This window comes from Natronobacterium gregoryi SP2 (assembly GCF_000230715.2).
GTDB classification, from domain to species: domain Archaea; phylum Halobacteriota; class Halobacteria; order Halobacteriales; family Natrialbaceae; genus Natronobacterium; species Natronobacterium gregoryi.
Genome location: NC_019792.1, coordinates 361,240 through 381,637, shown reverse-complemented (window position 1 = coordinate 381,637; position 20,398 = coordinate 361,240). Strand labels below are relative to the sequence as shown.

The 20,398-nt window shown below is 62.5% G+C and carries 25 protein-coding genes; 14 read left to right on the top strand and 11 right to left on the bottom strand.

Features of this window, described 5'->3' with window-relative positions; genetic code table 11:
* Positions 1-160: 160 nt before the first annotated feature.
* The gene (locus NATGR_RS01845) at positions 161-1,054 is read right to left on the bottom strand and encodes a zinc ribbon domain-containing protein (RefSeq protein WP_005580240.1); all 894 of its coding nucleotides are present in this window, start codon (positions 1,052-1,054) and stop codon (positions 161-163) included.
* 319 nt (positions 1,055-1,373) lie between these two features.
* The gene (locus NATGR_RS01840; protein ID WP_015233232.1) at positions 1,374-2,081 is read right to left on the bottom strand and encodes an MBL fold metallo-hydrolase; all 708 of its coding nucleotides are present in this window, start codon (positions 2,079-2,081) and stop codon (positions 1,374-1,376) included.
* Positions 2,082-2,332: 251 nt separating this feature from the next.
* On the opposite strand from NATGR_RS01840, the gene NATGR_RS01835 reads away from it, so the two are divergent.
* From NATGR_RS01835 to NATGR_RS01830, 3 genes are all read left to right on the top strand, one after another.
* Positions 2,333-3,307 (top strand): transcription initiation factor IIB, encoded by a 975-nt coding sequence (locus tag NATGR_RS01835; RefSeq protein WP_015233231.1) that lies wholly within the window; start codon positions 2,333-2,335, stop codon positions 3,305-3,307.
* A gap of 91 nt (positions 3,308-3,398) precedes the next feature.
* Complete coding sequence (locus NATGR_RS20135; protein ID WP_015233230.1) at positions 3,399-3,578, top strand: DUF7836 family putative zinc-binding protein; 180 nt, start codon at positions 3,399-3,401, stop codon at positions 3,576-3,578.
* A 398-nt stretch (positions 3,579-3,976) separates the two neighbouring features.
* On the top strand, positions 3,977-4,213 hold the full coding sequence (locus tag NATGR_RS01830) for a UPF0058 family protein (protein WP_005580233.1): 237 nt from the start codon (positions 3,977-3,979) through the stop codon (positions 4,211-4,213).
* 86 nt (positions 4,214-4,299) lie between these two features.
* Here the strand turns inward: NATGR_RS01830 and NATGR_RS01825 are convergent, their stop codons facing one another.
* Entirely contained in the window at positions 4,300-4,788 is a 489-nt protein-coding gene (locus NATGR_RS01825) for a DUF555 domain-containing protein (protein WP_005580232.1), read from the bottom strand.
* 116 nt (positions 4,789-4,904) lie between these two features.
* On the opposite strand from NATGR_RS01825, the gene NATGR_RS01820 reads away from it, so the two are divergent.
* A complete protein-coding gene (locus NATGR_RS01820; protein ID WP_005580231.1) occupies positions 4,905-5,804 on the top strand; it encodes a DNA-3-methyladenine glycosylase family protein in 900 nt (299 codons plus the stop codon).
* A gap of 284 nt (positions 5,805-6,088) precedes the next feature.
* On the opposite strand, the gene NATGR_RS01815 is transcribed toward NATGR_RS01820, so the two are convergent.
* Positions 6,089-6,547, bottom strand: a complete 459-nt coding sequence (locus tag NATGR_RS01815) for a hypothetical protein (protein ID WP_005580230.1) — start codon at positions 6,545-6,547, stop codon at positions 6,089-6,091.
* A gap of 83 nt (positions 6,548-6,630) precedes the next feature.
* Between NATGR_RS01815 and NATGR_RS01810 the strand changes: the two genes are divergently transcribed.
* The 4 genes from NATGR_RS01810 (at position 6,631) to NATGR_RS01795 (ending at position 8,263) form a co-directional block, all read left to right on the top strand.
* The gene (locus NATGR_RS01810) at positions 6,631-6,957 is read left to right on the top strand and encodes a hypothetical protein (protein ID WP_005580228.1); all 327 of its coding nucleotides are present in this window, start codon (positions 6,631-6,633) and stop codon (positions 6,955-6,957) included.
* Between the two features lie 33 nt (positions 6,958-6,990).
* Positions 6,991-7,191: a hypothetical protein gene (locus tag NATGR_RS01805; protein ID WP_005580226.1), complete on the top strand. Its 201-nt coding sequence runs from the start codon at positions 6,991-6,993 to the stop codon at positions 7,189-7,191.
* Between the two features lie 192 nt (positions 7,192-7,383).
* Positions 7,384-7,662, top strand: a complete 279-nt coding sequence (locus NATGR_RS01800; protein ID WP_005580224.1) for an acylphosphatase — start codon at positions 7,384-7,386, stop codon at positions 7,660-7,662.
* A gap of 313 nt (positions 7,663-7,975) precedes the next feature.
* A complete protein-coding gene (locus NATGR_RS01795; protein ID WP_005580223.1) occupies positions 7,976-8,263 on the top strand; it encodes a hypothetical protein in 288 nt (95 codons plus the stop codon).
* Between the two features lie 39 nt (positions 8,264-8,302).
* On the opposite strand, the gene NATGR_RS01790 is transcribed toward NATGR_RS01795, so the two are convergent.
* Complete coding sequence (locus tag NATGR_RS01790; RefSeq protein ID WP_005580222.1) at positions 8,303-8,635, bottom strand: hypothetical protein; 333 nt, start codon at positions 8,633-8,635, stop codon at positions 8,303-8,305.
* A gap of 471 nt (positions 8,636-9,106) precedes the next feature.
* Here NATGR_RS01790 and NATGR_RS01785 point away from each other — a divergent pair, with 471 nt between their 5' ends.
* Both NATGR_RS01785 and moaC read left to right on the top strand, forming a co-directional pair.
* Positions 9,107-10,540: a bifunctional ADP-dependent NAD(P)H-hydrate dehydratase/NAD(P)H-hydrate epimerase gene (locus NATGR_RS01785; protein ID WP_015233226.1), complete on the top strand. Its 1,434-nt coding sequence runs from the start codon at positions 9,107-9,109 to the stop codon at positions 10,538-10,540.
* Complete coding sequence (gene moaC, locus NATGR_RS01780) at positions 10,527-11,027, top strand: cyclic pyranopterin monophosphate synthase MoaC (RefSeq protein ID WP_005580220.1); 501 nt, start codon at positions 10,527-10,529, stop codon at positions 11,025-11,027. Before NATGR_RS01785 ends, moaC begins: the two co-directional genes overlap by 14 nt.
* Positions 11,028-11,252: 225 nt before the next feature.
* Here the strand turns inward: moaC and NATGR_RS01775 are convergent, their stop codons facing one another.
* From NATGR_RS01775 to NATGR_RS01755, 5 genes are all read right to left on the bottom strand, one after another.
* Positions 11,253-11,996, bottom strand: coding sequence for a beta-ketoacyl-ACP reductase (locus NATGR_RS01775; RefSeq protein WP_005580219.1), 744 nt, complete (start codon positions 11,994-11,996; stop codon positions 11,253-11,255).
* A gap of 117 nt (positions 11,997-12,113) precedes the next feature.
* Entirely contained in the window at positions 12,114-13,574 is a 1,461-nt protein-coding gene (gene phaC / locus NATGR_RS01770) for a class III poly(R)-hydroxyalkanoic acid synthase subunit PhaC (protein ID WP_005580218.1), read from the bottom strand.
* A complete protein-coding gene (locus tag NATGR_RS01765) occupies positions 13,571-14,119 on the bottom strand; it encodes a poly(R)-hydroxyalkanoic acid synthase subunit PhaE (RefSeq protein ID WP_005580217.1) in 549 nt (182 codons plus the stop codon). The genes phaC and NATGR_RS01765 overlap by 4 nt, the downstream gene beginning before the upstream one ends.
* A 42-nt stretch (positions 14,120-14,161) precedes the next feature.
* Complete coding sequence (locus NATGR_RS01760; RefSeq protein ID WP_005580216.1) at positions 14,162-14,647, bottom strand: hypothetical protein; 486 nt, start codon at positions 14,645-14,647, stop codon at positions 14,162-14,164.
* A 4-nt stretch (positions 14,648-14,651) separates the two neighbouring features.
* Positions 14,652-14,975, bottom strand: a complete 324-nt coding sequence (locus NATGR_RS01755; RefSeq protein WP_005580215.1) for an AbrB/MazE/SpoVT family DNA-binding domain-containing protein — start codon at positions 14,973-14,975, stop codon at positions 14,652-14,654.
* Between the two features lie 428 nt (positions 14,976-15,403).
* On the opposite strand from NATGR_RS01755, the gene NATGR_RS01750 reads away from it, so the two are divergent.
* From NATGR_RS01750 to NATGR_RS01730, 4 genes are all read left to right on the top strand, one after another.
* On the top strand, positions 15,404-16,054 hold the full coding sequence (locus NATGR_RS01750; protein WP_005580214.1) for a MaoC family dehydratase: 651 nt from the start codon (positions 15,404-15,406) through the stop codon (positions 16,052-16,054).
* A 213-nt stretch (positions 16,055-16,267) separates the two neighbouring features.
* A complete protein-coding gene (locus NATGR_RS01745; protein WP_005580213.1) occupies positions 16,268-17,635 on the top strand; it encodes a phosphohexomutase domain-containing protein in 1,368 nt (455 codons plus the stop codon).
* The gene (gene cdd, locus NATGR_RS01740; protein ID WP_394295383.1) at positions 17,529-18,071 is read left to right on the top strand and encodes a cytidine deaminase; all 543 of its coding nucleotides are present in this window, start codon (positions 17,529-17,531) and stop codon (positions 18,069-18,071) included. The genes NATGR_RS01745 and cdd overlap by 107 nt, the downstream gene beginning before the upstream one ends.
* A gap of 518 nt (positions 18,072-18,589) precedes the next feature.
* Positions 18,590-19,417: a nucleoside phosphorylase gene (locus tag NATGR_RS01730; RefSeq protein WP_005580210.1), complete on the top strand. Its 828-nt coding sequence runs from the start codon at positions 18,590-18,592 to the stop codon at positions 19,415-19,417.
* Between the two features lie 215 nt (positions 19,418-19,632).
* On the opposite strand, the gene NATGR_RS01725 is transcribed toward NATGR_RS01730, so the two are convergent.
* Entirely contained in the window at positions 19,633-20,397 is a 765-nt protein-coding gene (locus tag NATGR_RS01725) for a mechanosensitive ion channel family protein (RefSeq protein ID WP_005580209.1), read from the bottom strand.
* Position 20,398: the final 1 nt, after the last annotated feature.

Below are 20,398 nucleotides of genomic sequence, written 5' to 3'. Positions count from 1 at the left end.
CGGTCGGAGGCGTCGTGTGGTGGGTCGACCCGAACGCGAACGAGAAGATGGAGACCACACTTGGAGGACCACGGGACTGCGGGGTCCGGCAGTGTCACTCGCACTGTCTTGGTGATCGAGTCGTCGAACGGGATTGGTTCGACGGTCGCCTGCCCCGTCGTCAGTCGAGTCGCGTCGGGTCCGTAGACGTTTTTGTGAGGTCAGTTTCCGGTTCTGCCTGCGGTCGGTCACCCGGTGACGCGGGCTGGGGTTTCGCAACGTCCGCGTTCGCACACCGGCGACAGTAGTAGTTCCGGCCCTCGGAGCCCGTCACCGGGAAGCCGAAGACGCTGATCTCGGCGCGATAGATCCGCTCGAGGCCACGGCCGACCGGTTCCGAACAGGCGGTACAGGGCCGGTCGTAGTCGACGACGGTTCGCTCCTCGACTGTTCGAGTCCGGCCGTTGGTCAGAAGCGAGTGACGACGTGCGAGCCGGTCCGAAACTGACGGGAGCGAGATCAGTCCGAGGAAGGCGAATCCGGCGGCGAGCGCGTACAGTACTGGAGAGAGGCCGGAGGCAGCGATCACGACCCCGATTGCCGCCAGAACGGCGGCCGTAAGCCAGCAGACGGCAGCAGTCACACGGCCGAGCAGGTGGGAATCCAAGGAGGCTTGTTCTGCGCTGTCATCGTCGTGTGGTTCTGTGCGAAGGACCATCCGGTCGGCGTCTTCGACGTACTTGTAGGTGCCATAGAGGACGTTCCCGATCCCCATCGTCCACCAGACTGTCACAAGCGCGACCAGCAGGTGTTCGTCGGCGGACCCGAACGTTCGCCGGACCATGACTGCGTGGTCCCCGAAGTCGTGCTCGAGTCGCCAGCCGTCTCGGACTGCCGCGGCGATCCGGGACTCGAGGCGGTGCCGGCTGGCTGAGTCGGTGGCGTTCGACGGCGATCGGTCGTCGTGCCGATCGATCCGTTCGCCACAGGATGGACAGTACGTCATCGACGGCTCGAGAGTTGCCCCACAGTTCGAACAGTAGGTTCCGTCTTGGTCCCGACGCTGGCCGTCCATGGGCGAACTGTGGGCGACGACGACACTAACTCTTGTGAACGGTTGGGAACCTGAACTGTCATCGGAGTCGACGCTACGGGGTGGCTAGTGTGTTGGACTCGTCGTGCAAACAGCACACACCAGGCTGGCGACGTAGGGGGCAATCCCCGTGCAAGAGAGGCGTGACGGTTCGGACGGGTGTTCTGCGACGACGTGCCAGGCAGGACTTCCCTTGACAGGCGGGCAAAGGCGGGCGAAGGCGGGCGAAGGCGGACGCAAGCGGCGCAGGCGGACCAAGCGGGCGTCGGGTGCGGGGAGTTCTCAGGATGTCGCCGACTGGTCAGGGGGTATCGAGAACGACCGGTACGCCGCGGTCCGCGATGTCGACGACGAATGCCTCCTCGTCGGTCTCGATCTCGGGGAACGTATCGTAGTGGACCGGAAGGACGAGTCCGGGTTCGATCTGTTCGACGAGAGTTGCTGCTTCGTGGCGATCCATGGTGTACGTGCCACCGATTGGCGGCAAGAAGAGGTCCACGGCCATCTTTTCGTGGAAGGGGAGAACGTCGGTGTCGCCTGGCCAAAACGCCGTGACGCCGTCGATCGTGACGCCAAAGCCACAGCCAGTTCCTTCGGGATGGTACGGTCGACCCTGATCGTCGGTGTGGGGGCCTGCAGGGTCGTTGTACGCCGGCGTCGTATACAGGTCGAGCGGTCCGAGGACGAACGACTCGTCGGCACGGACGCGCTCGACTTCGTAGGGGAGTTGTTCGGGTGCCTCGTCGGCACGATCCGCACCGTCGACGTCGATTGCCTCGTGGACGACGACGATCGCCTCGTCGTGGGCGACCCGTCGAATCGACTCCGGGTCGTAGTGGTGACCGTGAGAGACCAGTATCAGGTCGCCATCACGGGGCTCGTCTTCCTCTAACAGGCCATTCCTCGTTGACCCTGGGTCGATGTAGACGACCACGCCGGTCTCGCCCTCGAGTCGGACGGTGGCGAGACCGAACCAATCGGCGGTTACTGCGCCAAGGCGGACGGTCATACGCGTCACTTCGACCGACGGGGTCGAAAACCGTTCGACTTGCACTGGCCGACCGTCTTGCTCGCCGACGAGTACTAGACCAACATGATTAATAGGCATATAACCAGAACATATATAACAGAAAACTCCGCAGTTTATAAACCAACCAAAACATTTATATGCGTTACGGCCTTACTCTACGTTAGCCGAGGCGACCGGGGTTTTTTCTGGTTCCCCCACCCGGGAGCCCCGAGTAACCAACCCTATACACCATGACGAACATCCGAACCTACACCAACGAACGAGAGACGGAGCGTGACAGTACAGAGCGAGAGCGGGCCGAGGAGCGAGAGTACTGCCCGGAGTGTGGCGGTCGCCTGGTCTCGGACGCCGAACACGCAGAGACGGTCTGTAGCGACTGTGGGCTCGTCGTCGAAGAAGACGAGATCGACCGCGGCCCGGAGTGGAGAGCCTTCGATTCCGCAGAGAAAGACGAGAAAAGCCGGGTCGGCGCACCGACGACGAACATGATGCACGACCAGGGGCTGTCGACCAACATCGGCTGGCAGGACAAAGACGCCTACGGCAAAGCCCTCTCGAGTCGCCAGCGCCAGAAGATGCAGCGCCTGCGCACCTGGAACGAGCGGTTCCGAACCCGCGACTCGAAAGAGCGCAACCTCAAGCAGGCACTGGGCGAAATCGACCGGATGGCTTCTGCCCTCGGCCTGCCGGAGAACGTCCGCGAGACTGCAAGCGTCATCTACCGACGTGCACTCGAGGAGGACCTCCTGCCAGGTCGCTCGATCGAAGGCGTCGCGACCGCTGCGCTGTACGCCGCCGCCCGACAGGCCGGCACCCCCCGCAGTCTCGACGAAATCTCTGCCGTCTCCCGCGTCGAGAAGATGGAACTGACCCGCACGTATCGGTATGTCATCCGAGAACTCGGCCTCGAAGTCCAGCCCGCCGACCCCGAGAGCTACGTGCCGCGGTTCGTCAGCGACCTCGACCTTCCCGACGAGACCGAGCGAATGGCCCGCGAACTCCTCGAGTCGGCACGCCAGGAAGGCGTCCACAGCGGCAAGTCGCCGGTCGGTCTCGCGGCCGCTGGCGTCTACGCTGCGGCACTCCTGACCAACGAGAAAGTAACCCAAAACGAGGTCAGCGAAGTCGCAAACATCTCCGAGGTCACGATCCGCAACCGGTACAAGGAACTTCTCGAGGCTTCGGACACGGCAACGCCGGCATAAGAGGCCGGCCGTCTACTGTCGGGTTGGTCGTGGTGTCCGTGACGGGACGAGCGCGACAAAGCTTTTCACCGCTGCTGTGTACTATCATAACATGGATGAGACGACTGTTCAACTGTTGTGTCCAGAATGTGGAAAAGACTGGCAGACGTCTCCGAACCAGTTGCCGGAATCTACAGCCATGTTTCACTGTCCTAACTGTCACGCCTCCCGCCGAACCGCAGAGTTCATGCGAACCGACCGTGACCTTCAGACGCTGAAACAACTCGGCTAATCAGTGGGGCACAACCGCTGCCGGTCGCGGGTGCGCCAGACATCAGTATAGCAGACCGTCCCGGCCAAACGACTCTTCTGCAGGATTCGACCGGTAACGAGTGACTACCGGTGACGACGGCCGTGTCTCACACTGTACGTGTAGATTGTTGGCGGCGACGGGACAATCGGCGACTACGTCCGCCAAGCGTTACCGACCCAGGAATATAGAGAGTTTCGATAACGGAGTGTTACCCGGAAACACGAACGGTACACTCGCGTTCGTTCGATTGTTACAACCAGCTAGAGGCGGACTTCGATTCGCTCGAGAAACCGACTGTCCCAGGTTACTAGACGATAAGTGTGGTAACGCGACTCAAGATAATAATATAACCCTGCAGTGGATAGAAGAGGATGGTTATGAAGAAACAGGAGCTCATCCACCTTCACGGTCTTCTCGCCGAGGTATCGAACCAGTGTGCAGAATGGGACAACTGTGAGATCGACCTCGACGAATACGAGTCGCTCGGGATTCGACCGACCTCGATTCACAAATCGAAAACCGACCACAAGACAGCCGTCTTCGCGCTTGCTAACGGAATTACGACGAACATGCGTGAAGACGAACAGGAAGCAGTCGCCGCCACCGCCGACTAGATCTCACGTCACATCCTACGGTCACGACTGTTCTCTCACTGGCAAGACTGCGACACCAGTTCTCCCGAACCACGCGACCAGCTCCGTCACTCGACCAGATCTTCGAACTCCGGCAGCACCGCTTCGTCGTCCGCCGAGTCTGTATCCGACTCGATCGTCTCGTCGGTCTCGTCACCGACATCGTCCTCGTCGCCGCTGTCCTGGTCGGAGTCGTCTTCGGTTTCGTCTTCGACTTCGTCTTCTTCGATGACCTCGACGGACTGTACCTCCAGCGGAATGTTCTCGAGGCGCTGACCGATCTCTTTCCGGGCGATACGCGAGGCGTGTTCCTCGCGCTCGACGTTGAAGACGGTCATCTCGAGTTCGAGAGCGACGAGTGCCTCGTCGGCAGCGATGAACGCAGGCGGGAGTTCCTCTCCGGACGGGGACGTGCGCTCGCCCATGTTGATCTCGACGTAGTTCAAGTCAGGGTTCAGCATCTCGCCCGTCTTCGAGATGGAGATACGGATCGCCTCGTCTTCCGTCTCAACGTCGAACACCGGCACGGCAGCTTCGACGACAACCCTGCAGTTCATACCTAGACAATGTGTCGCCTATAGTATCAAGGTTCGCCTCGCGGACCCACTCGAGAACGCGAGAGTCTGGGTCAGCTTCGAAAGTTCCAAGCCGACGCCCTCGAAGGATTCGACGAATGGAAACCGGCACAATCCCGGTTGCAGCCCTCTCGGGCGGACTTGACCTGTATCGGACACTCGAGAGCGGGCAGACGTATCTCTGGCGACGCGAGGACGGGGAGATGTACGCCGGCGACCCACCCAGCGACACCTGGTACTACACCGTCGTCGACGCCTCGAGCGGCCCCAAACCGGACGTGATCCGGGTCCGCACCCGAGACGGTCACCTCGAGTGGGAGTCGACGACCGACGCCGCGCCAGCCGTGTGCCGACTCTTGCGGTTGGACGACGACCTCGCGTCGATCGTTGCGGCCGCACCCGACGATCCGCTGCTCGCACAGGCCTACGAGGCCCACTGCGGGATGCGGCTGGTCGGAGATCCGCCCTTCGGCTGTCTGATCTCGTTTATTTGCTCGGCACAGATGCGGGTGCAGCGCATCCACTCGATGGTGTCGGCGCTCGCCCGCGAGTACGGCGACTCACTCGAGTTCGACGGCCGAACCTACCACGCGTTTCCGACGCCGACTCAACTGGCGACCGCGACCGAAGACGAACTCCGCGAGTTAGGGCTCGGCTATCGCGCGCCATACGTCGTCCGGACGGCCGAGATGGTTGCCGACGGCGAGGCCTACCCCGCGGAGGCCCGCGACCTCGAGTACGAGCAAGCCCGCGATTACCTCTGCCAGTTCGTCGGCGTCGGCGACAAGGTCGCAGACTGCGTGCTTTTGTTCTCGCTGGGGTTCGACGAGGCCGTCCCGCTAGACACCTGGATCAAGTCAGCGATCGAGGATTACTATCCGGACTGTGACTGTGGCTCCTATGCGGCGACGTCACGGGCGATTCGCGAACGGTTCGGCGGCGAGTATGCAGGCTACGCACAGACGTACGTCTTCCACGAACTCAGAACGAATCGATGAGCCAAACACGGCCGAACGGTCGACAGGTGATGAGACGGCCCCAGAGCTAGTACCGTCCCAACCGTCGACTGACGGGTCGAATCGAGCCACACCGCCAGATTCGACCCATCAGTTCAGGCTTGGCCCGCCACTAGTGGCGGCGCACGGAGCAGCCGTGTTCGGCTGTATCGTTCTCTCCTCGAGATGCTCGCTGACTGGGCGCGTCGACCCGGTCTGGTGCGTGAGTGTCGACACCACCGGACAGGTGCGATTCGGTCGACGGCCAACTGCTCGACGACTGCTGTTCAGGGCACGTCGAGCGGGAACGGAATGATGTAGTCGACGTAATCTCTGTTGGAAAGTTTCGCAACGTCACACTGATGAATCGGAGCGTCCCTGGGCGTCGAATAGCTGTGTGAGTCCTCGGAGTGTGTCGCGTCGTCGCCGAAAATACTAGCTAGCTCTTCTAGCTCGTCGTCCTCGATATCCGTGTTGTACCCAAGTTCCACGTTGAGTTGATCGCTCTCGACCGGGTCGTTATACTGGCTCTCGTCGAGTGGTGCATCGACCGTCTCGTAGTCGAGATCGGACTCACACGACGAGAAGTCGTAGCCTCCGGACATATCCGCTGGTTCGTTCCCGTCGTCCGTCGCGCTCTCTTCACCGTTCGCATCGGTCTCCCTGTTGGCACTCTCACGGAGACAACCCGAAAAACCACCGACAACAGCGCCACTGAGCAGAGCGAGCAACGCTCTCCGATTCATATTCACGTCTTATCACAATGGCGGATATGGTTTCTGCTAACAGCATGGTCTGGTTCTATGAGCATCGAACCCGTCGCAACGGTATGGAGACAACGATAGTCGAACAGAACGGCCGCATGCTTGCTCGAGTTGAGGGTGACGACCGAGTGTTCGAGGTGTCTTTCGACACGATCGAACCGACCGACGTAACTCTCCGATTCATCCGAGATGACAATCGCGTTGGGAGCATCTACAACGATGACGGCACTAACCGTACGATGGCACGGCTAACCACGGCACGAGACGGAGCCGATTTTATAAGTGTCGAGGTGCCCAAGGAATTCGTCGCCGACCTACTCGTTGCTGCATCCGAGGCCGGACGAGTCTCCGACGACACTGCCCTCGAAGGCTACCGACTGCGGATGCTGTAACTTCCTGGGGCGGTCCCGGGGCAATTCGTCTCAGTGAAATCCCACGAGCGTTCGCTGGTCGCGTTTCAGCGGCTACGCCTGGCAGCCGTCGTCGGTGACGAGTGTGTCCGCGAACTCCTCGACGAAGCCGTGATGGATGTCGGCGACCCCGGGATCGATCGCTTGCACCACCTCGAGCAGTTCGTCGTAACAGTATCGTCGCCCCTCGCTTGGATTGGCGTCGGTACCGTGTGACTTACGCGCTTCCTCTCACAGCTAAAGCCGTGGGCTTCCGCGCTGTTACCGCTGTGAATCCCGTCCCAGTGGCGGGCTGCTCCAGTCACTGACGGCGGTAGGATCTCGAGGGGCCTTCGTCGTCGTCGTTGGCTTTCGGTTCGTCGTCGGCGACGGCCGGGATTTTTGACACTCCCGGTCGAGGAGTCGAACATGGCCGACTGCAGACGTGCACACGTCTTCGTTTCGGGAACTGTACAGGGCGTTTACTACCGGGCGAACACCCGGGACGCGGCTCGCGAGAGGGGGATCGGCGGCTGGGTGAAGAACCTCGCTGACGGCCGCGTGGAGGCAGTTTTCGAAGGGCCCGCGGACGCCGTCGAGGAGATGGTCGAGTGGTGTCACACGGGGAGCCCCGCCGCGGAGGTCGAGGACGTCGAGGTTGAGTACACGGAGCCCCAGGACGAGGACGGGTTCGAGATTCGGTACTGAGTGCGAAGCGGACGAATTCGCAGATCGAAATTGATGTCTATCGCTGTCTACAGAGAGACAGCGAGAGTGTCTCAGAGCGTGACCCCGAGGTACTTCACGCAGCGGTGTCAGCTACGTAGACGGTCGCAACGTAACGAACCGACGACCCGATTCGCTCGGGTGCTTCCCAGCGACGGAGTAGCCGCCGGCTACGCACGACACCGTTGTGACATCCTCCCCGTCGGAAACAGTCGTCGACGGACCAGATCGACCTCCCACGGCTCGAGAGCGTGCTGGCTTCGTATCCAGAGGGCGACTTCATCGCTCACGGTTGGTGAACGCACGGGGCGCGAACGTGGGGCCGGCAGACCTCGAGCGTATCTCAGAGAGATCACTCGACGATCGTGGCAGACTCTGGGCGCTATTCGCGGAGTACGACAGCGTCTCCGGCGACAGCTCCATGTGGGCGGGCTGGAACGCGCTCACTCGCGACGAGACACTCGGCCAGGAACTGCTCGACACTCACACGAACGGATCGTGCTCGGGGCGAACTCGCTCTCCAGGACAGGCAGTCTCGCGGTTCGACCTGTTCGATCCGTTCGAACTCGACGGGGAGGCGTAGACGGACGGTCGCTCTCGGAATCTCGAGGGAGTTGTGTCACTAACGCGGGCTGAATCGATTGGTGCGGTCGTCGTCTCGACTGCCATCGCGTCGACGGTCATCCCCGTCTGCGTCGTTGCCGTCTTCGGATCGGTTGGATTCGGTTTCGTCGTCGTAGATATCGACGTGGTGGACCGCGTTCGGCGAGAGCAGTCGGTTCCCCTCGAGTTCGAGCCAGCCGTTCGGGTGGACAATAATCGGTCCCTCGTAGAGGACATCCTCCGAGTCGGCGTCGGTGTAGATGACGACGTTCCGGTAGGCGCGAGTGATTGGGTCCAGGTCGTCCGGGACCAGTTCGCCTTCGAAGATCGAACCTCGGGAGATGGGGGCCATCGTCCAGTAATGACAGCGGAGACAACATAACTGTGCTGGGTCGAGTGATCGCCACTCGAGGCTGGCATCGACGCGCAACTTCGATACCTAGAGACTCGTCGGGTCCGTGGCTCGCCGTCGAGCTAGAAGACGTTCACGTTGCTTCTAGTGCTTTGGCAAGCCTGAACAGATGAGTGAAACCGAATGCGGTCGTCTGGTTTCACTCATCAGTCGACGCTTGGCGGAGTACTAGTACTATCCTAAGCATGGACCAACTAGTTGAAAGTTGGCCAAAACCGATCACGATTCTCGATCAGAAGTGGAGTGCACTAGTCAGAGTAGACTTGGGACAGTACTAGTGGCGGGCCAAGCCTACACTGCTGGGGCGACCCGAGCGACCTAGCAGTCGACGATCGGAACGGTACCAGCGGAGCGTGGCGCATGAGCGTGGCGTCCGCAATCTTGAACGGTCGGCCGGTCGAACGCTCGAGTATGATCACAGGCAGTCGAATGGCCGCCGTCGACGAGAACGCCGCGGCGCTTGGCGTACCGCGCAAGCAGCTCATGGAGTCGAGCGGGAACGCCGTCGCCCGTGCGATCCGAGAGGTCGCAAAACCGGACTCGAGCGTGGCGATCGTCGCCGGACGCGGGAACAACGGCGGGGACGCGTTCGCCGCCGCCCGCTTTCTGGAAGCGGACGACGTCACCACCCTCCTGCTCGGTCGGGCCGAGAACATCGGCACCGAAATCGCTCGCGAGAACTGGGACGTACTCGAGCAGACCGACCACGACACGCGAGAGATTGAGGACTCGAGCGGGTTCGACCTCCCCGACGCGGACGTGGTCGTCGACGCAATGTTGGGAACGGGGATCAGCGGCGACCTTCGAGAGCCGGTCGCGACCGCAGCCGAGGCGATCAACGACGCGACGGCGACCGTCGTGGCGGTCGACGTCCCCACCGGGTTCGACGCCGACGGCGGCGACCACGCCGAGAACCGCGTCGAAGCAGACCACGTGGTTACCTTCCACGACGCGAAGCCCGGCCTCGAGGATCTCACGGCCGAGGTGATAGTCGCAGACATCGGTATTCCCGCCGCGGCGGAACGGTTCGTCGGTCCCGGTGACGTCTCACTCGCACGGCCTGACGGCCGCGAGGGGCGACCGTACGTCGTCGGCGGTGGTCCCTACACCGGGGCACCCGCACTCGCCGCCCAGGCCGCGCTTCGTGCCGGTGCGGAACTGTCTTTCGTCGCGGCTCCCGAATCGGTCGCCGACGAGATCCAGGGCTACGCCGCAGACCTCGTCGTCCAGCCCTACGAGGAGGAGGTCCTGACGCCCGGGCGAGCCGACGACCTGCTCGAGACAGCCAGGGAATACGACAACCCCGTCGTACTCGGGCCGGGACTGGGAACCGCGGACGAGACGCTCGAGGCAGCCCGGCAGTTCCTCGCCTCCTACGACGGCCGGGTGGTCGTCGACGCCGACGCACTCGAGATTGTTCCCGAGATCGAAACCGACGCGACGCTGGTCTGTACGCCTAACCGGGCCGAACTCGTGGGGATGGGTGGCCCCGACGCGTCCGACCTTCGGCCGGTCGCCGACGATATCGAAACGTTCACAGCCGAACTCGATCAGGTCGACGTCATGCTCGCGAAAGGTGCTACGGACGTGATCACGGACGGCGAACGCACCCGAATCAGCCGCTCGGGAACGGCCGGGATGAAAGTCGGCGGCACCGGCGACACCCTCGCCGGCATCGTCGCCGCACTTCTAGAGTACGCGGAACCGCTGGATGCTGCATCAGCGGGCGCTCACGTCAACGGACTCGCCGGCGAACGCCTCGCCAAAGACGACGAGTACGGCTTTCTCGCGTCGGAGCTACTCGAAGAGATTCCGGCGGTCCTGTGGGGTGATGGCGATGTCTGAGGACGGCGACGCCGGAGAACTCACCCACACCACCGACGACGGCGAGGTTCAGATGGTCGACGTCGGAGACAAACCCGACAGCAAGCGCCGGGCCGTCGCGGCCGGCGAGATCCACCTGCAGCCGTCGACGATCGAGGCCATCCGCGAGGATCAGGTCGGAAAAGGTGACGTCCTCGCGACCGCCCGCGTCGGTGCGATCCAGGCCGTCAAACACACCTGGGAGACGATCCCGATGTGCCACCAAATCCCGATCACGAACGTCGACACCGACTTCACCCTCCGCGAGGACCGGATCGAACTCGAGGTAGTCGTCGAGACCACGGGGAAGACCGGCTGCGAGATGGAGGCCCTCGAGGGCGTCACGACCGGCCTGAACGTCGTCTGGGACATGGTCAAGGCCGTCGAGAAAGACGAGAACGGCCAGTATCCCGAAACGGGAATCGAGAACGTGCGGGTGCTCGAGAAGGAGAAGCGTCGTGCCGAGTAGGTCTCGCTGCTAACTGGTCGTCGCTTCGGTTCCTCCCCTCGCTTTGCTCGTATCGAGAAGAACGAACTCCCCGTTGTCGTCTCGCGGACGCGACTGGGACGGATTGCTGTCCCGCTGTCCCAGTGTTCCCGCTCCCGGGGCATGGGTGCACAGAACGGAACAGTAGGACGAAAAGTGGTGCGACCCAGACGAGGTATCGCTTGTCGGTGTGACCGATCGTGTCCGCTACAGGTCCATTCCGCCGTTGACGTCGATCACTTCGCCGGTCACGTACGAGGACTTCTCACTCGCGAGGAACCGGACGACCGCCGCGATGTCCTCGACCTCTGCGAGTCGCTCGAGTGGAATGCCCGAGATGATCCGGTCGAGAACCTCGTCGGGGACGTCCTCGACCATGTCCGTCCGCGTGAAACCCGGCGCGACACAGTTTGCGGTCGACCCGCCCTGGGCGAACTCGAGTGCGATCGTCCGGGTGAAGCCGAACATGCCGCTTTTCGCCGCCGCGTAGTTCGCTTGGCCGAAGTTGCCCTGTTTGCCGACGATGCTCGAGATGTTGATCAACCGACCTTCTTCAGCGTTCCAGATGTCGTCGTAGAACGCCTGAGTACAGTTGAACATCCCGCCCAAGTTGACGTCCATCACGCGGTCCCACTCCTCGCGGCTCATCTCGGTGAACTGCTTGTCGGCTGTGATACCGGCGTTGTTCACGAGCACGTCGGCCGGACCGAACGCCTCGTGACAGACCTCGCGCAGGTGTTCGACTGCTTCGCGATCCGAAACGTCGGCTTGTGCTGTGACGGCGTTTCCACCGGCGGCCTCGACGGTGTCGACCGCCTCCTGGGCCGCTTCCTCGGAGGATCGATAGTTGACGACTACGTTCGCACCCTCGCTACCGAGGTGCTCGGCGATCCCCCGACCGATGCCACGTGCGGAACCGGTTATGACGCAGGTACGTCCCTCCATAGACATGTTCGGCGACACGTTCCACGTCCGGTGATAAATAATGGGATGTGAAAGAAGTTGTCACGATAGCGACTCGTCGTCGGCCGCTGACGTCCGCTCGACCGCGGACGAGACTCCGGCGCGTTACCGCTCGATGGCCTGGTCAATCCAGTCTTCGATCCGACTCGGTGCGATTCCGGTTTCGGCCGCGAGCGTCGACACGTCGGCGCTTTCGAGGTCGTCGACCGTCTCGATACCGGCCGCTTCGAGGTCCTCGGCGTAGGCCTGTCCAACTCCGTTCAGGTCCGTGAGGTCGTCTGTTTCGTCCGCGATTACAGACTCGGTGTCCGCGTCGGCGACCTCGTCGACGACCTGGTCGTCGACCGTCATCTCGCCGGGGTCGGCGGGCTCTGCCTGCACGTCCGTTTCACCACGGGCAGCGATCTCCGCGTCGGAGCGATTCTCGCCGTGGTGCTCGCTGGTCTCGGCGTCGACCTCTGCGCTCGTCTCGTCTCTCTCGAGGACCGACCGTTCTGCGAACCACTCACAGACGTCGGGCCAGAGTTCGGCGTGGCTCCGCGAGGAAACGGACATCCCGATGTGGCCCGTCGCAAACTCCATGATTTCGGTGTCGGCGGACGGGATCGCTTCGGTGAACGGTTTCGACGCTGCCGGCGGGATGAGGTGGTCGTACTCCGCGACGATTTGGAGAACCGGCATCTCGATGTTCTCGATGTCGACGTGCTGGCCGTCCAGATGCAGTTCGTTGTCGATCAGTTTGTTATCCTGATAGATGTCGTTGATGAACTGTTCGTAGGTCGCACCGGCGACGTCGATCCCCTCGTCGAGCCAGCGTTCCATCCGGGCGAAGTTTTCGACGAAGTCCTCGTCCTCGACGTTGTCGTAGAACCTGACGTACTTCGTCACGTTGTTGGCGACCGGGTCCATCAACGCGAAGCCGACATCGAGAAACTCGGCCGGAACGTTGTCGAACGCGTCGGTCACCTTCTCGGGGTCGTAGTACTCGTCTGCTCCCCATAGCTCGAGGACGCCGCCGTCGCCGGCAAAACAGAGGCCGGCCGCCATCAGCCCGAGGTTTCGGACCTTCTCGGGGTAGAGGGCGGCGTACATGGCCGACTTCGTGCCGCCCATGCAGTAGCCCAGGACGTTGATCTCGTCCAGCCCAGAGCGCTCGCGGACGACGTCGACGCAGTTGTCGATGTAGCGGTTAACGTAGTCGTCGAGCGTCAGCGATCGATCGAGCCTGGACGGCTCTCCCCAGTCGATCATGTAGACGTCGAAGCCGGCCTCAAGCAGCGTCTGGACGACCGAGCGATCGGGCTGGAGATCGAGGATGTACGGCTTGTTGATCAACGCGTAGACGACGAGGATGGGGACGTCGTACTGTTCATCGGTCCGAGATTCGTAGTGAAGCAACCGGAGCTTGTTCTCTTCGTAGACGACCTCACTTGGCGTCTGCCCGACGGCGATGTTCTCGACGGTCTCGGTGCGGTCGGGAGCGACCTGTGCCTTGCCGGCGAGGTCGGCCGTCGACTCCCAGGCCTGTCGTTGCAGATCCAGTGCAGTTGCGTAGGGGTTTCTCATTGCTCGTCTTCGAGGTGGTCGATGATACGGTCGAGTTTCTGCTCGACGTCGTGCTGGCGTCGCTCGAGTTCGACGAGTCGATCGCCGACCTCGAGGACGTCCGCCTCGGTGGCGAAGCCGAGCGACCGGAGTGTCTCCTGGGAGGTCTCATCGGCTTGTTCCTGGAGTTCGAGGACGTCACCGACGGTTTCGCCGGTCATCTTCGCGAACGCGGTCGTCGACATGACCTCTTTGAACGCCTCGTTGGCCGTGTTGAGCCAGATATCGCGGAACTCCTCCATCTCGACGTCTTCGCCTTCGAGGACGTCGTTCATCCGTTCGACCATCTCTTCGGAGGCGGTCATCCACGTCTCGTACGCGTTCGCATAGCCCTCGACGCCGTCAGCGACTTCCTGTTCCTCGCTGACTTCGCTGACCGTTTCGGACCAGCTCTCGACGAACTGGGCCTGTGCTTCCATGTTGTCCTCGAGTGTCTCGAGGAACTGTTCGTTCCACTGTTCGACGAACGCGTTCCAGTTCTGGTTCTGAGGTTGTGAGTCTGCCATTGGGTAAAATTGAACGGGGTCGGTAAAACGTTCGAGGGCGAGTTACGCCGAGACGTCGAACTCGTCGGCCGCCTGCTCGACGTTCTGGGTGACCGTCGAGACGTTCTCTTCGAACTGCTCGTGGGCCTCCAGCGCGGCGTCGAAGGAACTGTCGACGGCCTCGGCGTAGTTCTCGGCGAACTCGTCGTAGGCGGCTTCGGACTCTTCGATCGCCTCGAGGGCGGCTTCTATCGACTGTGACTGGGTTTCGGTCGCGGAGTCGAAGCCGTCGTCGACGAGTTCACGCATCTCGTCGAAGTCGACGCTTCCCTCGGGCATCGACGCCTCGAGCGCGTCGAAGGAAGCGTGGATCGCGCCCTTGGTGAACTCGGCGTTGGACTCGACGAGCGACTCCGACGTCTCGACGGCATCTGCCATCGCGCTCATCGAGGTCTGCTGTGCCTCGAGGGCGTCGTGGGTGATGGTCTGGGTCTGCTCGAGTGCGACACGCTGTGCGTCGAACATTGCGGTGAGTGGGTTCTGAGTCATGCTGTTAGTCTTCGTTTCGGTTTCGTTTTACTGGAACGACGATCGTCTGGACGATGTCGCCCTCTTCGATATCGAGCGCTTCTCGTTCGGGACCGGGAATGCTGATCCGGCCGCCGCTTTGCACGCGGGCCTTGAACGTTGCCGTTCCCATGTTCATCGGCCCGAAAGTCGGCAACTCTTCGAACGGGTTCGATGTCGTCGACGTCGCTTCCATGAACTGCTTTATCATCTCCTGCTGAGACTGGGCGACCTGCTCGCCGGCTTCCTGCATCTGCTCTGTAACCATCGCCGGTGGAAACCACGGCGAGCGGTCGGTGTCGTCCGTCATCACCAGTATCGATGGCCTGTGTACTAATAAGATTTTCCACTAGATACCAGCAAATGGGGTGAACTGGTTTCGAATGGTATCCAGTGGGGTAGCGGGGTGGCGCGTGAGAGGACCCGATACCGCACGTCCCTGTGGCGATACTCACATTCGAGTCCAGACGAGTTCGAACGCCGACTGTCGTCACTTCCGTTCCGGATCGACCGCCCTCTCGTTTTCAGCGTCGCCAACACAGATCTCTCTGATACGGATTACTGTAACGATTTACCGGCGCAACCGCCGCCCGGGTCGCGGTTGTGCCGAAAATGACTTACAGTAAACCGTATGAGGAGAAATCGGCACAACAGTTGCTTGCGGACAATTTTCCGTAGTAAGAGACGATTGGATAAGCCAAAGAAGTCATAATGACCCCCCGCTTAGTCCGTCTGTAGATGCCCCACCAGAACTCCGGGACACCCGATATCGCGGCTGTAACCGACGCCTGGACGTCGATGACACAGAGTTTCTTCCAGAGCGCGACCGCGGCTAACCGTGCCGCCGTGTCGGCGATGGTGCCGACGGCAACCACGAGTCCGTCGACCGACGACCCCCCGAACGACCAGACGATCCCCGCATCGATTGATTCGGTCGATTACTCCACTCTCGACTGGGAGTTCGACCGGACCGTCGACGACCGGGAGAACATCAGCGTCGGCGATACGGTCACCTTCGAGAAGACGCTGACCGACGAAGACGTTCACGCGTTCGCAGCGATCAGCGGCGACACGAACCGCCTCCACTTAGACGAGGAGTTTGCCGCTGACACTCGCTTCGGCGAACGGATCGTCCACGGAACGCTCGTCTCCGGCCTCATCAGTGCCGCCCTGGCACGGCTCCCCGGCCTCACGGTCTACCTCTCGCAGAATCTCGAGTTCAGCGGTCCCGTCGGTGTCGGCGACAGCGTCTCGGCGCGTGTGGAAATCGTCGAGGACCTCGGTAACGGACAGTTCCGCCTCGAGACGGTCATCCGCAACGAGAGCGACGACGCGATGGTGATCGACGGCGAAGCTGTCGTCCTGATCGACGAGCAACCGGACGCGTAGACGCAGACGGATTGCTGTACCGACGGTCCCGGTGTGCCCGCTTCGGGTCGCGGTTGCCCCGGCACTGACAGACAGGAAACCGTATCACGCTACCGTCGTTCTCGGTCGAGTGTCGAGTACGACCGGGTGTCCTCTTTTCCCCGCTTCCGGTTTCGACCAACTCGCTGTCGAGTCCTCCGATAGTATAAGTGTCTCCTCTGGAAACGACCACACATGACTCTGTTCGGGACTGCCGGAATCCGTGGCCCGGTCGAGCAAATCACGCCCGCACTCGCACTGTCGGTCGGCCAGGCTGCCGGCGAGCCTGGCGAGACGTTTGTCGTCGGCCGCGACGGCCGCGAGACCGGTCCGGCACTCGCGGCGGCGATGGAAGCCGGCCTCGAAAGCGCCGGTGCCGACGTCTACCGACTCGGCCAGGTACCGACGCCGGCACTCGCGTTCGCTTCGCAGGGCCGACGCGGCGCGATGCTTACCGCGAGCCACAACCCGCCGGAAGATAACGGAATCAAACTGTTCGTCGATGGCGTCGAGTACGACCGCGACGCAGAGCAAACGATCGAAGAACGCGTCGACGGCGACACACTCGCCGCCTGGGACGAGTGGGGCGATTCCGACCGGCTCGAGGTGCTCGAGTCCTACCGCGACGCCGTAGTCGACTACGTCGGTTCGGCGTTCGGCGACGACGACAACGACTCCCTCGATGGGCTATCGGTCGCCGTCGACTGTGGGAACGGGATGGCCTCGGTCGCGACGCCGCAGGTCCTCGAGCGACTGGGTGCCGAAGTCGTCGCAGTCAACGCGACGGTCGACGGCCACTTCCCGGCACGTGAGAGCAAACCGACACCGGAGACGCTCGTCGAGTTCTCTGAGTCTCTGGCGGCCGGCTCGTTCGACCTCGGACTAGCCCACGACGGCGACGCCGACCGACTCGTCGTGCTCGGCCCCGACGGCGAGGTGATCCACGAGGATACCGTGCTCGCGGTCGTCGCCGCCCACTACGCGACAGAGAGCGACGCCGACGATCCCGTCGTGGTCACGACGCCGAACGCCTCTGCACGCATCGACGAACAGGTCCGCGAGGCCGGCGGACGAGTCGAACGCGTCCGACTCGGCGCGCTCCACGAAGGGATCGCACGCGAGCGACGCGCAGGCGACGAGGGCACCGAAGTCGTCTTCGCCGCCGAGCCCTGGAAGCACATTCACACCCGCTTTGGCGGCTGGATCGACGGCGTCGCGAGTGCTGCTGCTGTCGCCGCGCTCGTAGCCGACATCGGCGACACGGCGACGCTTCGCGACCCGGTCACGGAACGTCCCTACCGAAAAGTTAGCGTCGACTGTCCCGACGACGCCAAGTCGGACGCGATGGCAACCCTCGAGTTCGACCTTCCCGCAGCGTTCCCCAACACGACCGTCGACACCGACTACGGCGTCCGCCTCGAGTTCGACGACGCCTCCTGGGTCCTCGTCCGGCCGAGTGGGACCGAACCCTACGTCCGGATCTACGCCGAGAGCGACGACGTCGACGCGCTGGTCGCAGACGCACGCGAGGTCGTCGCGTCGGCGGTCGCCGACACGTCGTAACGTCGGTGCTTTCTTCCACGACTCGAGCGTACCAGCCCCTATGTCCGTTTCCGAACTCCTCGAGCGCGCCCGTGAGATCCAGTCGTCCGCACACGTCCCTTACTCCGAGTACCGCGTCGGTGCCGCCCTCGAGACGACAGATGGTGCGGTCTTCGTCGGCTGCAATCTCGAGAACGCGAACTTTAGCAACAGCCTCCACGCCGAGGAGGTAGCCATCGCCGAGGCGGTCAAGAACGGCCATCGCGACTTCGACCGGATCGCCGTCAGCTCGAGTCGCCGGGACGGCGTCACCCCCTGCGGAATGTGTCGCCAGACGCTCGCGGAGTTCTGCGCCGACGACCTCGTGATCGTCTGCGACGAGGGAGACGAACAGCCGACCGAGTACACGCTCGGGGAACTGCTACCGAACACGATCTCGGAAGCGACGCTCGAGTAGTTCGCTACTCCTGCCGAGCGTCGTTCTCCGAGCCGTGCCCGGAGAATCGACCGGGGAAACCACTTTGTCTCCATGGGCTCCTACCAGACCAGCGCCAGCCACTCACCTGCCTCGAGCCGGTCGGTCAACTCTTCGCTCCTGGGCTTCGCTCGAGGTTTCGGTGTCTCGAATTCTCTGTGTCTCGAAGTGGGGGCGCCACGCCTCGTCGACCCCCGCCCGATCCCAGGCCACATCGTGTCCCGTCTCGGCACACAGCCCCGACAGTTGCAACTCGTTCTCGGCGTCCGTGGCTGTCTCGAGCAGCTCCGTCGGCGATCCGGGTGCCCGCCGGTTCTCGTCGACTGCGCCGTGGACCCACGTTCCGTGTTCCGAACGACGCCGGAAAGCGTCGTCTCGATCGGTTCCCGGGTCGTGCTGGACGGCAACGACGTGCGTGTCCGCCAGCGTTTCGCGTATCGTACCGAGCGTACGCGCGTCCTGCAGTTATATACGCCGTCGGCGCGAACCGTCCGCGTCGAATGACCGGCGACAGCGAAGACCCAAACGCGGACGTACAGTACCACCTCGAGGTCGGCCCCGAAGACGTCGCAGACACCGTTCTCCTGCCGGGCAACCCGGAACGCCTCGAGAAGATCGTCACTCACTGGGCCGACCACGAGGTCCGTGCCCACCATCGCGAGTACCGGACGGCGACGGGCACGTACGAGGGGACGCCGATCTCGGTGACTTCGACCGGCATCGGGAGTCCCTCGGCCGCCATCGCCGTCGAGGAACTGGCGCGCGTGGGCTGTGACACGTTCATCCGGGTGGGTTCCTGTGGTGCGCTCCAGTCCGAGATGGACGTCGGCGATCTCGTGATCACGACCGGGGGCGTCCGCCAGGAGGGGACCAGCGACGAGTACGTCCGGGAGGACTATCCCGCGACCGCAGACCACGAAGTCGTCAGTGCACTCATCGCGGCGGCCGAACGGCTGGGGTACGACTACCACACTGGCGTCACGATGAGTGCCGACTCCTTCTACGCCGGCCAGGGTCGCCCCGGCTACGACGGGTTCGAGGCCGCCGGCTCCGAGGAACTCGTCGACCAGCTCAGGGACGCGAACGTCAAGAACATCGAAATGGAAGCAAGCGCCATCATGACGCTGGCGAATCTCTACGGCCTGCGGGCCGGTGCGGTCTGTTCCGTCTACGCGAACCGCGAAACCGGCGAGTTCAGAACCGAAGGCGAATCGCGTGCTGCCGAGACGGCGACGCTCGCGACCCACCTGCTTGCGAAGATGGACGACGTCAAACGCGAGGCCGGCGTCGACTGCTGGCACGCTGGCCTCTCGCTCGAGGATGTCTGAGACGCGATAGTGACCCGATAGCGAAGACAGGACTCTGGGGCGGCTGATCGGTCGAGGATGCAGTGATTGTGGAACCGAATGCGTTCGACCCGGTTCAGTCGCGGTGCAACCGCGAATCGTCCTGCGGTTACACCAGTTACTCGTTACAGCAATCCGTCTTACTCCTCGACCGACGCGGAGGAGCGGACGCGGTCCCATCGGGACGGAGCGAACAACTACTCTCGAAGGCGAACGATCCCGTCCTCGAAGACCTTCCGATTCGGAACGATGTACTCCTTGGAGTCGTTCTCGATCTTCGTCACGAAGAGATCGACCTCCTGAACGATCCCCGACTGGTCGCCGATCTCGATCTCGTCGCCGATGCTGTAAGGCTGTTCGAGAAGCAGGTAGATTCCCGCCGCACTCGAGATAAGGAATCCTTTGAAGGCGACGACAAAGACGACGACGAGTCCGCCGGTGTAGATCGCAAGCAGGATCAAAAGCGCCAGGACGTGGATGCCGATCTGGGCCAGGGCGATGATGAATGTAACGTAGAGAACCGAGTACTTGACGAGTTTCGGCAGCAGCGAGACTTCGGGTAGCTTTACACCGCGAAGATACTCGCTGACGATCAGTTCCGACTTGTCCGCGATGATAAAGCCGAGGATGAGCACCAACACCGCCACGAACAGTTGCGGGATGAAATCGACGACGCGAAACCAGAACATGTCAGTATCCAGTAGCTGCGCGATGTGGATCGCCGTCAAGACCGCGATCCCGTAGATGAACCACGAACTCAGCCGGGCGACAATTTCGACCGTCGAAGTGCCGATCGACTGCGCCGTCCGCTCGAACGGAGTCCCCTCTACTGCGTCCGGGACACCCGCAGCCGTGAGCAACTCGTTGTTGAGTCGCCCGACCAGATAGCCGGCGACGAGCCCGAGGGCAAGCACCGCAGCGGCGATGACCGCCGGTTCCTCGAGGAACGTCTGCCACTCCATG

What these genes read in the sequence shown, in the direction of transcription:
- NATGR_RS01845 (WP_005580240.1), bottom strand. Translation starts at nt 1,054, where the DNA reads ATGGACGGCCAGCGTCGGGACCAAGACGGAACCTACTGTTCGAACTGT.
- NATGR_RS01840 (WP_015233232.1), bottom strand. Translation starts at nt 2,081, where the DNA reads ATGACCGTCCGCCTTGGCGCAGTAACCGCCGATTGGTTCGGTCTCGCC.
- NATGR_RS01835 (WP_015233231.1), top strand. Translation starts at nt 2,333, where the DNA reads ATGACGAACATCCGAACCTACACCAACGAACGAGAGACGGAGCGTGAC.
- NATGR_RS20135 (WP_015233230.1), top strand. Translation starts at nt 3,399, where the DNA reads ATGGATGAGACGACTGTTCAACTGTTGTGTCCAGAATGTGGAAAAGAC.
- NATGR_RS01830 (WP_005580233.1), top strand. Translation starts at nt 3,977, where the DNA reads ATGAAGAAACAGGAGCTCATCCACCTTCACGGTCTTCTCGCCGAGGTA.
- NATGR_RS01825 (WP_005580232.1), bottom strand. Translation starts at nt 4,788, where the DNA reads ATGAACTGCAGGGTTGTCGTCGAAGCTGCCGTGCCGGTGTTCGACGTT.
- NATGR_RS01820 (WP_005580231.1), top strand. Translation starts at nt 4,905, where the DNA reads ATGGAAACCGGCACAATCCCGGTTGCAGCCCTCTCGGGCGGACTTGAC.
- NATGR_RS01815 (WP_005580230.1), bottom strand. Translation starts at nt 6,547, where the DNA reads ATGAATCGGAGAGCGTTGCTCGCTCTGCTCAGTGGCGCTGTTGTCGGT.
- NATGR_RS01810 (WP_005580228.1), top strand. Translation starts at nt 6,631, where the DNA reads ATGGAGACAACGATAGTCGAACAGAACGGCCGCATGCTTGCTCGAGTT.
- NATGR_RS01800 (WP_005580224.1), top strand. Translation starts at nt 7,384, where the DNA reads ATGGCCGACTGCAGACGTGCACACGTCTTCGTTTCGGGAACTGTACAG.
- NATGR_RS01790 (WP_005580222.1), bottom strand. Translation starts at nt 8,635, where the DNA reads ATGGCCCCCATCTCCCGAGGTTCGATCTTCGAAGGCGAACTGGTCCCG.
- NATGR_RS01785 (WP_015233226.1), top strand. Translation starts at nt 9,107, where the DNA reads ATGATCACAGGCAGTCGAATGGCCGCCGTCGACGAGAACGCCGCGGCG.
- moaC (WP_005580220.1), top strand. Translation starts at nt 10,527, where the DNA reads ATGGCGATGTCTGAGGACGGCGACGCCGGAGAACTCACCCACACCACC.
- NATGR_RS01775 (WP_005580219.1), bottom strand. Translation starts at nt 11,996, where the DNA reads ATGTCTATGGAGGGACGTACCTGCGTCATAACCGGTTCCGCACGTGGC.
- phaC (WP_005580218.1), bottom strand. Translation starts at nt 13,574, where the DNA reads ATGAGAAACCCCTACGCAACTGCACTGGATCTGCAACGACAGGCCTGG.
- NATGR_RS01765 (WP_005580217.1), bottom strand. Translation starts at nt 14,119, where the DNA reads ATGGCAGACTCACAACCTCAGAACCAGAACTGGAACGCGTTCGTCGAA.
- NATGR_RS01760 (WP_005580216.1), bottom strand. Translation starts at nt 14,647, where the DNA reads ATGACTCAGAACCCACTCACCGCAATGTTCGACGCACAGCGTGTCGCA.
- NATGR_RS01755 (WP_005580215.1), bottom strand. Translation starts at nt 14,975, where the DNA reads ATGACGGACGACACCGACCGCTCGCCGTGGTTTCCACCGGCGATGGTT.
- NATGR_RS01750 (WP_005580214.1), top strand. Translation starts at nt 15,404, where the DNA reads ATGCCCCACCAGAACTCCGGGACACCCGATATCGCGGCTGTAACCGAC.
- NATGR_RS01745 (WP_005580213.1), top strand. Translation starts at nt 16,268, where the DNA reads ATGACTCTGTTCGGGACTGCCGGAATCCGTGGCCCGGTCGAGCAAATC.
- NATGR_RS01730 (WP_005580210.1), top strand. Translation starts at nt 18,590, where the DNA reads ATGACCGGCGACAGCGAAGACCCAAACGCGGACGTACAGTACCACCTC.
- NATGR_RS01725 (WP_005580209.1), bottom strand. Translation starts at nt 20,397, where the DNA reads ATGGAGTGGCAGACGTTCCTCGAGGAACCGGCGGTCATCGCCGCTGCG.